Origin of the sequence: Pseudoalteromonas rubra, assembly GCF_000967655.1 — a bacterium.
In the GTDB taxonomy this organism is placed as follows: Bacteria; Pseudomonadota; Gammaproteobacteria; order Enterobacterales; family Alteromonadaceae; genus Pseudoalteromonas; species Pseudoalteromonas rubra_A.
In genome coordinates this window covers 62,633-79,650 of record NZ_JXYA01000007.1, presented here as the reverse complement: position 1 = coordinate 79,650, position 17,018 = coordinate 62,633, and the positions used below count along the sequence as shown (strand labels likewise).

Genomic DNA, 17,018 nt, shown 5'->3' with positions numbered 1-17,018 from the left:
TAGAGTTGGTGTGGTGATATAAAACAGCGTTACGTTAGCGCCGTTTTGTCAGCCTCATTGAACCAGTCCAGGTGATTTTGTCTGAACAACTCCAAACCCCTTTGCCTTATTCGCTCTACCCAGTCTTCGGCAACCATTGCACCTACCTCATAATCATGTACCGCGACCTGCTCAAGGATCCGGTGCTCGTTGTCTATGGTAGTTGGCATAAGTGCCGCATCATCAGTATTGACGCAAACTGCTACCGGGCCTTTTCGTAACCCAAACTGATTAAATTTCCCCCCCTTTTTTAACCAGTTTTTATTCGGTGGATCCCAACGGTAGATAGGGTGCTCTTTGTAATGCTCGAACCGGCCAATAAAGATGTTAGACGTTGGACAGGCTTCGATAACGATACCTAAAGCGGCATAGTGTTCCATCTGCCAATCCTGAATGGCTTCATAGAGCGTCAGTTCTGCCGCAGACACGGAGTCAAAGTACTGGCCATGACTAAAGCCAAAGGTTTGTGCACTTTGCTGAGCAGAACAGTTTACGCTTAACAGCGTACTTCTTCTGTGACCGAATTCAGGGTCTCGGTTTGCAAACAGATATTTCTCCCAAAGCATGATGTGTTTTGTGTGGCCTGTCACTTTTGATTGTGCACCAAAGTCCATAACCCAGCCGCTCAATCTCGGGTCAAACTGTCCAACTTCAGGTAATTTAAGCGCCTCCTGCGTATCTGATTTGAGAATGATGGGGCAATTGCGCCTGAGCAGCCAGGCGTCGTATAAGCGCTTGGGTGGTTGGGCTTCGCCATACAGGAACTCGCTCCAATAGTGGATTTTCTCCTGCAACAGAGGCAACACACCGACCATCTCAGGTACAGACTGAATAACCGACAGGGCCTTTTGATGACACCAGACTAAGTTATCCAAATGCTCACCCACTGACAGGTAGGCCCTGTCTTGCCGACTGGCCCACTTTTTAGGACAAACACCTATGGCCAGTGCATGACCTAATCGGTCGCCCACACCATAATCACAAAATACAACGGCTTCATCTATCGCTCGCATACCAGATAAAAGATGACTAAAGTCCTCGCCAGCATGGACTGTAATAAATGGTTTAGGTAAGCGATTAAACTTCACACCCTGAGTCGGATATTTACTATCACGCAGTACCCGCAGTGCTGGCGCAAAAACTTCCACCGGTAACTGGTTTTCATTTCCAGCCACGTCATAACCACGGATAGCTTTGCGCAGGTCCAGGTATGCAAACTTCGCAAGTCCTGATATTGCCTCACATTCTTGCTCAGAAAAGGTAACCGAATGCGTAAAGTCCTGTAATAGTTCCGTCTGCTGTCTGAGGGCATGACGACGCGCTTCCTGGAGTTTGTCTTCTCGATTGCCCGAACGCGTGAAGTGCAATACAAAGTGCGCATTTTCAGCAAACGAATTCAGATACAACTGCTTTAGCGAGGCAAAAAATGCATCGGGCTTTATTTTTTGATTTATCCCTTTTAATAAAGTGTTGGGTGTTGTCCTGAACTCTCGCATCACCCCCTTATCCAGGTCAGCTTCGAGTGATTCATTCACAATGCCAGTGCCAGGCATATGACTTTCGCCTCGCTGATGTCGAGCGCCAAATCTAGACACCTCAACAAACTGAGATAAACCAACTCCCGACACCAACATATAATTTCGCAAAATATTTGTCAGGCGCGCGAGCAAAAGCAAAGAGCCAGACTCGATGCGTGGCTCCACCAGCAGACCAGTTAAGTACAACAACCAGCGCTTTGCCGAGGGTTGAGACTCACAAGTGGCTTTGGCAATAAACTGCTGCGGCGCTGTCTCTGCTTCGTAACACTTAATCGCATCCAGCGTTTTGTGCTCAAACTTATCGCCCGATGTGGTGTTGTCACGATACTGAATGGTTTTGTCATTGGTAAATACACCATAGGCGAGCGTGTCGCCAATCAGGCAGCACTGGGTGGCAATATCTTGCTTATTTAAGTAGCCACTTTCATACACTGTGTATTCAGGTCTGACAGGCCAGTGAAACTTGTCTTTAATTTCAGCGCCATACAGGCAAAAGCTCAGTAAGCTTGGGCCAAGGTAACCATGCCCACCCAGATGCACGTGATTGTCAGCAAACGACTTACTCATTCGCCTTGGCAGTGCAAATGGACACTGAAATGACTCAATACAATGCGCTAATTCAGACACCGAGAACTCAAAGTTGACGTGCAGATCCGCATAGGCCTGGGCAATGACCCAGCTGCCGTCAAGCAACGACAGTAAAGCTAGCCAGTCACTCAAGCGTTGAGGTTTTACAACAAAACAGTTGCCCTGCCAGTTCAGATACTCGTTTGCCAGTGACGACAACAAAGGCCGTATCGCGGTATTGGTATCGGATAATTGATACAAGCTTATCATTGCCTGTACATCGTCGGTGCGCAGCTTGCGATGCACATAGGGCTGGTAATCCAGGATTGCTTTAGTAAGCAGTCCTTTAGTGTGAGCACGTGACTTTGCCGGCAAGATTTCTGACAACACCAATCTGTCGGAGGATAAAAACGCCGCCAGCACCGCAGTGCTATCAGTGATCTTTATCATCGCCCAGATCCAGCCTTAGAATTGCTTTGACAAGGTTTTGTAATTTTTCGTCTAACTGTTCAAAGTCCTTTGAGAACAAAAAGTCAGGACCAAGCTTCCCAAGATGTTGTTTGACGTTAATAAGCACACTTAACAACTGCTCTTTTGAAATAACCGTAAGATTACGCCCACTAAGCGCAGACTCGAGCGACTCGTATATTTTATCTTCTGATTTGACACGTCCATCAATAATATTTGTTAGCAGCCAGCTTAGTGTACCAAGTACACTCACCCTGCTAATCTCATTGTCAAAATATCTCCCAAATTGCTCTATAGAGTCACTCAGTGGCGTTGACAATATTTTGTTAGTGTCTTTAGCTAGCAGGTTTTCAGCGAGACTTGCGTAGTCGAATAATTTGGAGCTTCTCAGCCGTCCTTTATAGCCGAGTTTCAGTTTTGGCTGAACACTCCCCTCTTTATCAAAAAGACAAAGCGCAAATATTGGGTGAACCGCCACAGCATCATGTAATGCTTTGATCAGTTCAACTTGTGCCACTTTGCTCTTTTGTGAGGCTTTTGCAGTACTGAGCTCCTCGTCAAGTAATTTAAGGTTGCGCTGATAGGCGCGTTCATAGTTGATGATATTTTGCTCTGTGCGAACGGTTTGTGATTTTGCACCGACCAGTACATTCGCATAAACCGCTTCACCTGCGATACCGCATCGGATCAGTGCGTTTAGCACATTGTATTTAAAGCGCAATACCATGTCGGTCAGGTGTTCATCGTTAAAACGATTAACACTATAATTGGCCTTTATCACATTGATTGCGGTGAATGCACTGTTAAAGCAGTAGGACAAAAGGGGAAGCATACGTGCACCTGCAAACTTCTCGAACAGCGCACTATGCTCTGCCCTCCAGTGCTGAATTTCTTCACATAGGATCAGGGCGCTCAGATGGCGCTGACTATTGGATTCATAAACATCCTCATCCATATCCGCCTCTCCCTGCAAAGCAATCTTAGTGTCGGTCAGTGCGGGCAGGCTATAGAAAGGTTTTCTTAACAAAATCTGGTAAACGTCTGACAACAAAGCTGATGCGTCTTTTTCAGTCAGTATAGAGTAAGTCAGCAGCTCGAAAGAGCGGCTGAAAAAAACAAACTTGTAACTATTTCTAAGCTGCGAGTAAAAGCCTGACTCCGTAAAAACATCAAGCAAAACGTCTTCGACGTAACACTGTCCGCTTAACTCCCACCCTTTGCCCGTCGCGGCCTTTATTAACGGCTCACTACTCACTGAAATGACATCGGATTTTTCACGCGCTACATCTTCCGTGACGTACAGTTTTTCAAGCAAAAACTCCAGCGGAGGCATGGCTTTTAAGCTCCTGCGCTCCCCACTCACGGTTGCGCCAAGTGCCGCCTGCAATAAGCTTGCGTTATTAATTTTCTCCCCACCCTGCTTTGCCAGTTCCTTTAACCTGCTTTCTTGCTCTTCCAGCACATGGTACTTTGCCCAGGGGTAAAGATTCGCATCTGTTTGTTGCACCAGATTAAATGCCAGAATTTTGCGTATATCAAAGACCGCTTCGCTGTCGTGCAGTAACGACAGAGCAGACTCGGCAAAGACCAGAGCTTCACCGTTTTTCTTCTGCATGGCCCAGTTTTTAAAATTGTTATAAAGTAAAATCTGGTTGCTGATATCCGCATCCTTTTCAGACTGCTCAAGTGATGTTGGCGGCAAAGAGCGAACCAGCTGGGTGAGCTCCCGGGCCGACTCTGGCATAGTCCAGTTTCTTCTGGCATCGCGGTTACGACAAAGAAAGTAAAACTGATTGAGCACGCTTTCCTGATAATCCAGATAAGAAATGCTGCGCTTACTATCCTGACCATATTTGAGCTGCATTTTATTGAGCAGGCGTTCAACCGAGAACAGATTAATTCGCATTGGCGAAGGAAAGACCTTGGTCAGATAAGCCATAGTTAAATGTTCACTCAGCTCCTTGCCTTTATCCGTCAGCTTGGCATCCCGGCAGCGATTGTCGTAGGCTTTATCGTCAAAGTGCTTCTGAGTCATATGCTCATACAGCTTAATTTCACCACTGACAATCGGGATCAAATAAGGGCAGCCCAGAAAACGCCTGACGTCGTCGACCACTTCAAAAGCGCGCTCCATTGCCATATCCACATCGTCAATTGAAACCACAATGGCCTTGCAGCCAAGTATTTTTATGGCTGATTCAACAAACAAGTGAAAGTAGCTTTCAAGCTGAATACCTGAGCTATACTTCAGGATTTTGTCTATCCCGATTGCGCCATTAAACTCACAGGTTTTACCCATCGCATCCGCCAGCTTTTTTAATCGGCGGTGGAAGTCATCCCGATCATTTCGGGATTGCTCATCGCAGCAATTAGAGCGTTCAAGTTTGTTGTTAACTGCCTGATATATTTGCGCAACGATGACATTTGCAAAAGAGTCTTGTGCCATCAACATGGTTGGGTCTATCACGTCAAGAAACAACAGAGCATCTTTCTTATCACTGTTTTCACTACGCCACATTGCTTCGCAATTGCGCAAAAACACCGTTTTTCCTGAGCCCCTGGGGCTGGTAACCAGAATTGCATTGTGGGACAACCAGGTTTCCCTTGGGTTAACCGCCCGGCCTCTTCCGTACTGCTCAGCGTCATTTAAAATAGAGGTTAAATTACTAACCAGCTGTTGCCTGGCATATACCTGCCAAAGCTCTCCACTGCCAGTTGACGAACTAAAATCATCATTGAATTCAGCCCGATTCAAATCAAACACATAACCTTCGCTCATTCTACTTCCTTAACCCCTTAATGATATTAAATGCGCTGTCATGGACTTTGTAATGATCCCCCATGATCTCTTTATCCAGTCGCGCTACATTGTCTTTTTCCAGTTGGAATAAACTCGCAAACGCGTCTGCCTGCACGCGCTCCAGCTCAAACTTGCCGCAGTCACAGCTTGCTATTTCATACTCACGTCGTAATCGTTTTAGGTTATGAATCATGATTTGATTTCGCGTCGTTGCAGAGGTATATCCGAACAGTCGATTGACCATATAAGTGCCAACAAAGATAATCACGTTTATTATTCCCGCAACCGCAACCATTTGCGGTGTAAAGCAAAACAGGAACAGTGACAAAAACAAGCCAACCTGCAAAAGCGGCAAGGTTTGTAGCAACCTCTCTTTACGATCAGCCAATTTGGGGTGGTATCTTGGGCCCAACATTATTGCCAAAAAAAGGTGCGCCAGGTTCAATTTCTGACGCGTACACACTATCAGTGCGACGAGAAATACGGGCAGGCCTAACACAATGGCAATGTTGAAATCATAACCATCATGAAGTGTCTGTATCGCAAACAGGTTGAGCTTTGGGAATGCCGTATTCAGTCCAAAATAGCTCAGAAACACAAAAGCAAGAATGGCCGAATTTGCACTGATAGTACGGGTCAACTTGCTGAGTTTTTGATATTTAAGATATGCGGGCTGATAAATGCTGTTAATAAACCAGTTAATTTCACTAATCACCGGATCCTGAAGACTTTTTTCGGGAAGTCTCCCACCGACTGCACAGTTTTCCATCTTATCCTTGTTCCTATTAATACACATCAATCTTACAAATTAAAATTCATTAGATTGATACATTAATGTCACAAGATATACAGATTAAATCGGCTTAGCAACTAATCGCGTTCAAAGTTGCGCTTGTTTCTACCGTGCGGTTGAATTGCTCACTACTCGATTGAAGAAAACACTAACCCTATGTATTTTAAATATAAAAAAGCCCGGCAATACCGGGCTATTCAGAGTTCAATTTGCTACTGTTACTTAAAAAAAGCCACATTAGCAAAAACGGCTGTCATCAGCACCGGGCAGACAAATCGTACATACTGAGCAAACCAATACATTTTTCCACTGCATTCCAGTGCCAGCTGGTTACCACGACGCCATACCCAGCCTACCGTGATAAAGTAGAACAAGCCCATCAGTGGCAACTGATAATGGGTTAAAATTTGGATCACCAGGCCAAACAACCAGTCGAAATTGAGGATAATAGCCCCTGAGCTTATCAACAGCACAAAAGTCACCAGCCAGGTTGCCTGGCCACGCTTAAAGCCATGATTTTCAACCAGGAATGACACCGGGATTTCGGTGGATGAAATCGTAGATGTCAGCGAGGCTATCGACATTAATATAAAGAAAGTCAGTCCAACGAACAGGCCTATTTCGCCCATGGTTGCAAACAGCTCTGGCAGAATCGCAAAGATAAGCCTGCCCTCGCCGACCAGTTTGCCATTTTGGAAAACTTCAACACCATTATTCTGTGCGATAAACAAAGCCGGGATGATCAAAAGTCCGGCCAGAAACGCCACGCCGGTATCCAGCATTGCCACACTAAAGGTGAGTTTTGGCAAGTTTTCATTAGGTTTTAAGTAAGAGCCATAAATCATCATACAGCCCACACCCAAAGACAAAGAGAAAAACGCCTGTCCCATGGCGGCGATGATCAATTCTGGGTCGCCTATTTTGCTAAAATCGGGCACAAGGTACGCTTTAAACCCGGCTGCAGCGCCTTCCAGCGTGCCCATGTAGGCAATCAGCGCCACCAACAGCATAAGTAGCACTGGCATGAGTCGACGCGACCAGGTTTCAATCCCGGATTTTACCCCTTGCAAAATAATGCCAGCCGTCAGCATCAGCATCAGAGGGGTAAAAATAAAGTTCCGTAAGGTCGAATCACCGGATAGAAAAGCACTGGCTTCATCCCAGCCAACTAAGCGTGCAACTGGCTCAAGCGAATGCGCCAACATCCAGCCGGCAACAATAGAATAGAAGCTGAGCATGACGATGGCACCGGCAAGGCCGATGTAACCCGCAGACGCACCGACTTTAGGCTGCTTTTCCTGCCAGGCTTGTTTTAACGCTTTAACCGGGTTGGCTTGCGCCTGATGCCCCAGGTACAGCTCAGTATACAAAGCGGGTAACGCCAGTAAGAAAATAACGATAAAATAGACCAGCAAAAACGCCCCACCACCGTGGTTTGCTGCCTGCGTGGGGAAGCCCCAAATATTACCAAGTCCGACTGCCGCACCGGCTGCCGCTAATACAAAGCCCAGACGGCTTTGAAAACCTTCACGCACTTGAGCCATAATCGAATGCCAAGTTAATTATTGTTGTAGACTGGCGATTATACGCACTTGTAAACAAAATGCGAGTGTCAGTGAGAGCAAATCGGAACAACCTGAAATGTCAGGTGCTTACCCTTGCAAATCGACGCAGTGCCACACCCAAAAACCTGCGTGATGGACGGCTTTGACAGGCTGCTAAACCATACTCAAAAGCTCGAGCCGGGCGTCTTTAAAAAAGCCAGCTCCTCATTACTCGATGCTCGTCCCAAAATGGCGTTGCGATGGGGATAGCGGCCAAATTGCTCAATGATCTTTTTGTGCGCCAATTCAAACTCATAATTTGGCAAGGACTTAAACAAGGCATCCGCCTGCTGATGTACTTTGAGGCTCTCACTGTGCATGAAAGGTAAATACATAAAGGTGCGCTGGGTTTTCTCCAGCTGCTGGTCAAAGCCTTTTTCTATGGCGTGTTGTGCCAGGCATAATGCCAGTGGATCGCTGGCAAAGGCGGCGGGTGTATCACGAAACATATTACGTGAAAACTGATCCAGTACGATTATCTCACACAGCGCCCCCACCGCAGTTTTGCGCCATTCGGCCAGCTCTCCGGCCATGGCCTGCTGGTGTAACTGTGCAAATCTGGCTGTAATTTTGTTATCAAACTGGACCGATTTTTGCCACCAGTCCTGCTCCTGACATTCAACAAACCAGAACTGATAAATTTCCTGATATTCCATGGACACACCTGTGAGTAAAAAATTTTGCTTTCAGAGCGAGTATTACCCGCTCCGGGTGATGTGTCCAGCCAGACTTAGCCTGCGTCTGGTTTATGCAGCTTCCAATAAACGACTATGGATCGCCTGAACCACGGCATCTGATTCACCCTGCTCAACGAGGAAGCACAAGTTATGGCGACTCGCCCCATGGCAGATCAAACGAATATTAAAATCTGCCAGTACCTGCATCAGGCTTGCTTCGCCATGGCGCAACTGAATTTCAGAGCCAATCATAGCCACCAGGGTCAGGTTGTTCTCTACACTTACCTGACAAAACTCACCCAGCTCATCCAGACACGCCTGCGCCAGTTCCGGGCGCGTGGCATTGGGGGCATTATCGAGTGTCAGCGCAACACTGATCTCCGAGGTAGTAACCAGGTCAACTGAAATATTGTGTGCACTTAAAATAGTGAAGATGCGTGCCAGAAAACCACTGGCTAGCAACATCTCTGGGCTTTTCAGGGTCAGCAAGATTTGGTTCTTGCGCTGTGTGACCGCGCGAATACCCGGCTCAGAGCGGTTGTTCTTTTCAATCCAGGTGCCACCGGCATGGGGATCTCTGCTCGAGCCAACAAACACCGAAATGCCACTGCGACTGGCCGGCAAGATAGTAGCCGGGTGCAATACTTTGGCACCAAAGGTGGCCATTTCGGCAGCCTCATCGAAACTCAGCCGGGCAATCGGCCGTGCTTTGTGGCAAAGACGCGGATCTGTGCTGAAGATACCTACCACATCCGTCCAGATATGGACGCTTTGCGCGGCAATGGCCTCCGCCAGTAGTGCTGCACTGTAATCTGAACCACCCCGCCCTAATGTGGTGGTTTGACCCTGATTATCGCTACCAATGAAACCCTGAGTCACCACTACCTGCTCAGAAAGCTGCGGTGTCAGATGGGCCATGGCTGCGTCGCGTGTTGCAGCCACGTCGGGCACAGCTTTGCCAAACTGGCGGTCGGTTTTGAGCACCTGACGTACGTCAAAACGGCTGCTGGTAACGCCTAAGTCTCTGAGAACCTGAGTGAACAAATAGGAAGAAAAACGCTCACCAAAGCTCAGCATTTCGTCACATTGCTGTGCATCCAGTGCGGGTAACTGAGCCAGCGCATAAAAAGCCTCTTTTGTGTCATTAAAGCCCGCTTGCAGATCTGTATCGAGTGTCAGACATGCCAGAATGTCCTGCTGGATCGTCATCACAGACTGAAACAACGCCTCACGCTCAGCCGCATCGACTTTTTGCTGTGTCAGGGTCACCAGGTGATTGGTTACACCGGCACTGGCACTGACCACCACCACGCGAACATCGGGATTATCATGGACAATAGCGGCGCATCGCTGCATGGCTTCGAAGTTTGCAACACTGGTGCCGCCAAATTTAGCAACGACATACTGGGAATTCATTTTATCTCCTTGGGATCACACGCGGCGATCAACATCAATAAGGAGAACTTGGCAATAGGATGGACTAACCATAAAGAAATGACCTCTGCCAGAAGCTCTCCACCTGAAAACGGTGACAGTCCCGAGGATTCAACCTCCAGGACCGAAAAATCACGCCGACGTAGCATGGTTTTCCTCGGCGAGTACTTCCCTCACTGATGGTCACGGGTTATCGTCACCTCACATCAGCTACCTAAGCATCGCGCCTCTTCTGTTTATTTTGCCGGGATTTAACTGAATCCTGGCAAAATAAAAGCCCGCATTTTGAGCGGGCTTGAAAAAGGTATCTTTTAGACGTCTAGGTGTCAAGTATAAAATTGACCCTGTCATTAAAGATTAAATAAATTGCCCCATAAAAAAGGCACCGGCATACCCTGCCGTGTAGGCAATTAACAAATATAGGCTCATTCTTAAGTAACTCGTAAAGGTTAGAGCCTTTACTTTACTCATTGCAATGATCCCCGCCGCCGAGCCGATGATCAGCATAGAGCCGCCCACGCCTGTCGCATAGGTGAAGGTCAGCCATTGCTGCGGGCTCATAACGATATCTGCTTTGAGCAAAGCAGCTGTCAGTGGCACGTTATCAACCGCAGCACTCATCAGGCCCACCAGATAGCTGGCATACTGAGGGTCAACGAACTCATACAGCTGAGTGAACATATTAAGGACACCCACCTCTTTTAGCGCCCCAACCAGCAAAAGTACACCCACAAAGAACAGCAAAGTGTCGTATTCAATTTCGCGAATATAATCGATGATCTTTTTATTGACGTCCTTTTTGCGCATCAGAAACTGGGCCATCAAAAACATCACCGACAGGCCACACAGGAAAGTCAGCATGGGCGGGACCTGATATTGTACGCTCAGATACAGCGTAGTCAGTACGGTCGTCATAAAGATCACCGCGATTGTAATGTCTGTTTTTTCAATCCGGCGCAGCGCTTGCTTTTCAAATACCAACTGATCTTTCATTCCCATAGACAGCATGGTTGCCAGCAAGAGTACGCTGACAATAGAAGGCGCCACCAGCAATAGCAAATCTGGGATCGTGACCTTACCAGCAAGGAAAATCATCAGTGTGGTCACATCACCTGTGATCAAAGACACGCCGCCTGAGTTAACACTGAAGATGATCAATGTGGCATACTTGATAAGCTTCTTCGGATCGAGTTTTAGCGACATCACCACCGCCAGCGAGATAAGCGTCGCGGTAATATTGTCAGAAATCGAAGAAAACAAGAAAGCAAAGCCCCCCACCAGGAACATCATTTTGCGTTCACTGATCTGGGTTGGCATCACCCGGTGAACGATGTTTTGAATAAAACCTTTAGAGTTCAGATAGGCAACAAAGGTCATCGCAGCCATCAGGAATAACCACAAGGTGGCGATTTCAAGAATGTTGTGGTCGAGCTGATGTTGTATAGTTTCTGAGCTTTCGCCATGAAGTGGGGAGATAAATAGGATAATCCAACATAAAGTGCCAAAAAAAAGGGTCGTTTTGGCCTTGTTTACATGGATAATATCCTCTATAACGATAAGCACAAAAGCGACCGCTATCAGGGTTAGGATAATGGGCGTGACCATATGCGTAAACAACCTGTAATCAAAAGTAAAAATTGTGAAGGGTAACGTTTTCGGCGCGGAGTCTATCACTTAGCAGCACACTGTGCCACGAGTAGTTACACATTATGACAATTTTCTTACCTGATACCGTCACAAAATTGATACACACTGGAAAGCTATGATCCCAGCCAAAAAAGTATTAAATACGCTGAATGAACACTGGGGCGTCCTGGAGCTGCTTTTTAAACGCTTTAAGATGGCCGATTTCAGCCTCAAAGATGTACAAAACATCATCAAAATGAAAAACCCCAACTGGTCGAGTGAGCGCATCTATAAAGAAACCAACCGCTTGCTTAATCAGGAAATTATTATTCCTTTGGCTAAATCGTCACAGCTCGAAATTAACCGTGCCGTGGCCGACTTTGCCAGTTTCTTATTACAAGAAGAACACCTTGGCCTGGCCGAAGAGATCACTGTATTAGTCAAAGATCTGCAACGTCTGGGTGAACGCCTGGCTCAGGCCGGTGACGAGGGCGACCACAGCGAGCTGCGCCGTTTCAGCCGCATTATGGATGAGCGGGTACGTAAAATCGTCAAGCTCTACCATCATAATGAAAGCGCCATCATGAATCTGGTCGAGCAGGCAAAGTCCGATCAGGGCAGTTTGTCTTTGCAAAAACGCTATCGGGCTGTAATTGAGGCATTTGACGAATACATTGAACCTATGCTGGAAATGGTGGATATTCATGGCCCCTTTCAGGCCTGTTTCACCACCATTGAGCATCAGATCAGTGAACAAATTGCGCAAATAGAACAACTTGGCCGGGGTGCACAGGACAAACGTATGCTTGAGCAACTACGTACCCGGATCCTCGATATGCACTTAATCGGCCGCGAAAGTTTAGGTAAAAGCGCCGATATGCTAATGCCACTGCGTGAAGAGCTCAGACGTAATACGCTTATTACGCGCCAGGCGGCCAAAGTGCTGGGCCTGATCCGTAAAAATGGCGTTGATCGCATGCTCGCACCGGTGCAGCCGCACTTTGTTTCAGACATTCAGCGTTTCAGCCTCGGCCAGCAGCGCCATATGGTGGCTTATATGGCCAGCCTCAGCGAGTTTGAGCACGAAGAATATCAGCTACCCGATCAGCAGGATGTGCCCGCTTACCAGAGCCCTAATATTCCCGATTATTCGGATGTACGTAAGTCGTTTAAAGGGTCTGGCAAAAAGCGCACCGCCCTGCTTGGCTTCCTGAGCGAGCAATACCCGGCACTGGAAGCCGATGAAATGCTGTTCCTGTATCAAAAGCTGATCAGCGATCCTGAACTGGACATCGCCCAGGATGAACAGCAGCAAACGATGCAAATCGCCAACACCCGCATTCGACTTTATCCGTTCAGTGCAGCGGACAAGCAAACAGATAACCACAATTAGTAATCACCATGACACAGATTAATCTAGACGAACTCAGCCAGTTACAGGCGATCAATAAGAAATTGGTCAGTGGCTACCATATCAGCGAACAGGACACCACACAGTGGCAGGAGCTGGATCAGCATATCGAATCTTACCAGGCACTGTTCAACGCCCTTGGCCACGATCTGCAACACGACAGTCGGGGCTTTTATTATCTGGCCAGCGACGAAAGCACCCCCAACATGGGTAAGATCTCCCGGGCCATCGCGCTGACCGTATTTATCCTGATCGAGCACTTTGCCAACCAGGGTAAAGATCCTTTGCGCGCCCTGTTTGACGAAGTATTAGACCTGGAGCTGATGCAGACTCTGGTGCAGCTTAACAAGCACCTGTTTGATCAGCTGGAGATTTTCTCGGGATCCGATCTGCGTAAAGACGTGTGTCTGCGCATGGTGCGCCTGGGACTCGCTCGCGAAGTAGAGCAAGGTTTTTCGCTGCTGGCGCCGGTTTATCGTTATATCGATGCGCTGATGGAAGTGAACGAAGACAATTACGACGCACTTGAGGATGAAGTATGAACAAGCTGTATGGTCTCAGTAAACTCGCCCTGCTCAACACCGCAGGTTATGCCAAGTGTGTGATCCCACTCGATAAAAGTGCATCTATCTGTGCCCCAAACAACACAGGTAAAAGCTCGGTTATCAACGCGCTTCAATTCCCGCTTATCAATGATTTACGCCTGACCGAATGGGATGGTCACGATCTGGAAGAAACCCGCAAATTCTACTTTTCAAGTGATCAGTCTTACATTCTGCTTGAAGCCAACCTGCCTCATGGCGACGTTGTCATCGGCGTCGCGGGCCTGGGCAAAATTGCCGGTTACGCGCATCAGTTCTTTTGCTATAACGGCAAACTCAACCTGGATGACTTTACCCAGGGCAAAAGCATCATAAAGTACACTAAACTGTTCAATCACTTGCAGGAAAAAGGTTTTAGCCCGGTTGAGTTAAAAGCGGCCGAGCTGAATGCATTATTGACTGGTGGTGCAACGCCATACGATGGTGACATCAACCTCAAGATGATCCCGCTGAATAATGTTCAGGATGCCGCTGTATATAAAGAGATCTTCCGCCGCATCCTGAACCTGCACAAACTGGGTGCCCATGACGTAAAACGCTTTATGCTCAAGGTGTTTGAACGTCATATGTCTAACTCCAAAGTCGACTTCTATGAAGTGTGGCGTCGTGCGTTTGATAAAGTAAATCGATCTCGCCGTGAGCTGAACGCACTGGAGTCTATGCAGGAGCCCATTGCTGCGCTGGAGCAAATGATCGAAGGCGAAGCGACGCTCAAGGGCAAGCTTGCCGCCTATGCGCCTAAGCTCGACAAAGCTATTGTGGAATTTGATGAGTACCAGCAGAGCCAAATTGGCGAGCTCAATGATCAGCTTGAAAACATCGAGCAGGAAAAACGCGATTTTGAAGAAAAGCAACAGCTGTATGTGCAGCAGTCTCGCGATATTGAGCGTAAACAAACTCAGATTGAGCAATGGTTTACCGACTATCACGCGCTCAAATCCGAATTTGAGCTGACTAATCATGCCACACTGAAAACCAACCTGACGCTGCTGAAAAAAGAGTACGAACAGCTGTCGTTTTCGATTAACAGTGCTCAGGGCCAGAGCCTGCACACCCTGGACTACCGGATTGGCGAAACACAAAAGCAGGTTAAGAGCCTGAAACTGCAGATGAAAAACCTGGAATTCAACCTCTTTACCCGAATGCGTGAAGACCTGTCACTCAAAGAAGTCGAGGAGATCTCACGCATTCTTAACCCGGATATTTTGTCTTTTGCTACCACAGGCAAGGGAGAAGTTGAGATCAGTGACGACGATGCCTTCGGTGATTTCCTCGCCCAGTTGTCCACGGCGGTCAAAGGCGGCGAACTTAAACTGCCCGGCGCCACCATCAAGCTGAAAAAGCTGGCGCCGGTACAAATGCAAAGCGGCGAAAACAAAGCCCAGTTGCAGGCAAAGTTAGACGCTCTGCAGCAATCGTTACTGGAGCTGAAGCAACAGCGCGAAGTGTCTGCCAATGTGGCCGAAAAGCAGCAAGAGCGTGATGCCCTGTACGATGAACTGATGGCCACCGAAGCGGCACTGAAGCGCTTTGAGCAATTCCAGACTATGGCGCAGTCGGCGGAAGCACAACAGGCATTGCAGGATCAGCTGCAGGCCGAACGTGAGCAGGTCGACGACTATCTGCAAGATGTACAGCGTAATGCAGGCTCCATTTCCGATCGCCGCTCTATTATCAAGAGCAAACAAGATTTGATCCTGCGCCAGGCGGATCGCCTTAAACAAGTGAAATCGGAGCGCATCGATCACACGCTGGATTTATATAGTGGTAAGCAAACCCCCTACCCGGTCGAGATCAATCTGGACTTTGACAACCTGGCGGAAGTGATCCACCAGTTCAACAAAGACTGTCAGGAACTGCGTAACCTGGATGTGAATGTGCGCAATACCTATTTGCACATTTACAATGCTGGTATTACCAAGTTCGACAATGAAACAGACGACGCGACAAAATACGCCAAACTGATCAGCGCCTATCACAACATCGACAACGAGCGTGATGCGGTGGAGCGCCAGGCCCGGGTTGCACTGACTGAAGTTGCAGCGACCATTAAAGGCCTGCGTGAAGACTTAGATCGCCTGCGCCGGGAAATGAACAGTTTTAATAAGGGCATTAGTCAGCACCGCATCTCGAACCTTAAGGCGTTTAAGATCAATGTGATCCCAAGAAAAATGCTGGTAGAGAGTATCGATACCATTATCGCAACCTCCGACTTGTACGAGCAAGGTGAGAGCTTTGATCTGCTGAGCGAGCAGCCGGCCGACAGTAATGCCGTTAACGAGGCCAAAGATCACATTATCAAACTGGCCAGTGATAAAGCCGGCCTGACACTGACCGACCTGTTTGATATCCGCTTTGAAGTGGTTAACCGCGCGGGCGATACCGAGCACTTTGATAAGATTGACTCTGCCGGTTCGAATGGTACACGGATCACCATTAAGTTGTTGTGTGGTATGTTGTTTATTCGCTACCTGCTTTCCGATCAGGAACAGGCGATGTATCGTATTCCGATTTACATTGATGAAGCGGCCGACATCGACCCGCAAAACCAGAAGGCGATCATCGAAACCGCCCTCAGCTTTGGTTTCGTACCGATTTTCGCCTCGGTGAAACCGCAAATAAGTTGTGATTATCTGGTGCCAATCCGCAGCGTCAATCAGGGCAGTCAGAACTGGGTTGACGAAAAAGACTGGATCGAAGTCGAGCACAGTTAATATCGAAAGGGCACAATTGAGTGCCCTTTTTTGTGATGATCTTCCCACTTCAACTGTCGTATACTAAGTTAGGCTTTAAATTGAATGCTTTTAAGGAGTAAACCATGCTGAACCAACTGAAAAAACACCTTGTCAGCACCCGGACCTTTGCCGTTGTGGCAAGTTTATTGATGCTCAGTGCCTGTGGCACTACACCGGATTGGGACTACGACAAGTCTGTTGAGTTTGCCAACTACAAAACCTATGCCTGGTCAGCTGAAGCCAGCTTGCAGGCACGTCCGCAAAACTATCAGGTCAACGGACTAATGGAAAAACGCATTCGTAACGCCATTACCGAGCAAATGGCCAGCCAGGGGTTCAAACTGGCAGACCCGGCTCAGGCCGATATATTGATCAATTACCACGTTGCCGTCGACAAAAAGCTTGAGGTAGATACCTTTAAAGTCAGCTACGGCGCGCGCTGGAATTATTGGGGCTGGGGCGTCGACCATCACACCACAGCACGAGAATATAAAGTTGGTACGCTGGTGGTTGATATCATCGACCGTACTTCTAATCAGTTAGTCTGGCGCGGTGCCAAAGAAAGCCGTTTGCGCGCAAAGCAAACCCCTGAGCAACGTACCGAGTCGGTCAATAAAACCATTGCCGAGATCCTGGCCAACTTCCCGCCTAAAGTTCAGCATTGATTAGCTACAAAAAAGCCAGTGCCTCTTTCGATAGCACTGGCTTTTTGCACGCTTACACC

Annotated in this window: 11 protein-coding genes and 1 riboswitch; of the genes, 4 read left to right on the top strand and 7 right to left on the bottom strand. The window is 47.8% G+C overall.

Features of this window, described 5'->3' with window-relative positions:
- Positions 1 to 29 precede the first annotated feature (29 nt).
- From rdrB to nhaD, 7 genes are all read right to left on the bottom strand, one after another.
- Positions 30 to 2,594 (bottom strand): antiviral RADAR system adenosine deaminase RdrB, encoded by a 2,565-nt coding sequence (gene rdrB / locus TW77_RS04465; RefSeq protein WP_046003772.1) that lies wholly within the window; start codon positions 2,592 to 2,594, stop codon positions 30 to 32.
- Positions 2,578 to 5,391 (bottom strand): antiviral RADAR system adenosine triphosphatase RdrA, encoded by a 2,814-nt coding sequence (gene rdrA, locus TW77_RS04460; protein ID WP_046003771.1) that lies wholly within the window; start codon positions 5,389 to 5,391, stop codon positions 2,578 to 2,580. Before rdrA ends, rdrB begins: the two co-directional genes overlap by 17 nt.
- Before the next feature lies 1 nt (position 5,392).
- Entirely contained in the window at positions 5,393 to 6,181 is a 789-nt protein-coding gene (locus TW77_RS04455; protein ID WP_046003770.1) for a hypothetical protein, read from the bottom strand.
- A 242-nt stretch (positions 6,182 to 6,423) separates the two neighbouring features.
- Entirely contained in the window at positions 6,424 to 7,749 is a 1,326-nt protein-coding gene (locus TW77_RS04450) for a sodium-dependent transporter (protein ID WP_046003769.1), read from the bottom strand.
- 185 nt (positions 7,750 to 7,934) lie between these two features.
- Positions 7,935 to 8,465 (bottom strand): DUF924 family protein, encoded by a 531-nt coding sequence (locus TW77_RS04445; protein WP_046003768.1) that lies wholly within the window; start codon positions 8,463 to 8,465, stop codon positions 7,935 to 7,937.
- Positions 8,466 to 8,555: 90 nt separating this feature from the next.
- Entirely contained in the window at positions 8,556 to 9,902 is a 1,347-nt protein-coding gene (gene lysC / locus TW77_RS04440; RefSeq protein ID WP_046003767.1) for a lysine-sensitive aspartokinase 3, read from the bottom strand.
- Between the two features lie 84 nt (positions 9,903 to 9,986).
- Positions 9,987 to 10,160: riboswitch (Lysine riboswitch) on the bottom strand.
- 117 nt (positions 10,161 to 10,277) lie between these two features.
- Complete coding sequence (gene nhaD / locus TW77_RS04435) at positions 10,278 to 11,525, bottom strand: sodium:proton antiporter NhaD (protein WP_046003766.1); 1,248 nt, start codon at positions 11,523 to 11,525, stop codon at positions 10,278 to 10,280.
- 157 nt (positions 11,526 to 11,682) lie between these two features.
- Here nhaD and TW77_RS04430 point away from each other — a divergent pair, with 157 nt between their 5' ends.
- From TW77_RS04430 to TW77_RS04415, 4 genes are all read left to right on the top strand, one after another.
- Positions 11,683 to 12,939 (top strand): hypothetical protein, encoded by a 1,257-nt coding sequence (locus tag TW77_RS04430; protein WP_046003765.1) that lies wholly within the window; start codon positions 11,683 to 11,685, stop codon positions 12,937 to 12,939.
- An 8-nt stretch (positions 12,940 to 12,947) separates the two neighbouring features.
- Complete coding sequence (locus tag TW77_RS04425; RefSeq protein WP_046003764.1) at positions 12,948 to 13,499, top strand: condensin complex protein MksE; 552 nt, start codon at positions 12,948 to 12,950, stop codon at positions 13,497 to 13,499.
- Positions 13,496 to 16,273: an ATPase gene (locus TW77_RS04420; protein ID WP_046003763.1), complete on the top strand. Its 2,778-nt coding sequence runs from the start codon at positions 13,496 to 13,498 to the stop codon at positions 16,271 to 16,273. Before TW77_RS04425 ends, TW77_RS04420 begins: the two co-directional genes overlap by 4 nt.
- Positions 16,274 to 16,377: 104 nt before the next feature.
- Positions 16,378 to 16,959 (top strand): DUF4136 domain-containing protein, encoded by a 582-nt coding sequence (locus TW77_RS04415; RefSeq protein WP_046003762.1) that lies wholly within the window; start codon positions 16,378 to 16,380, stop codon positions 16,957 to 16,959.
- Positions 16,960 to 17,018 lie beyond the last annotated feature (59 nt).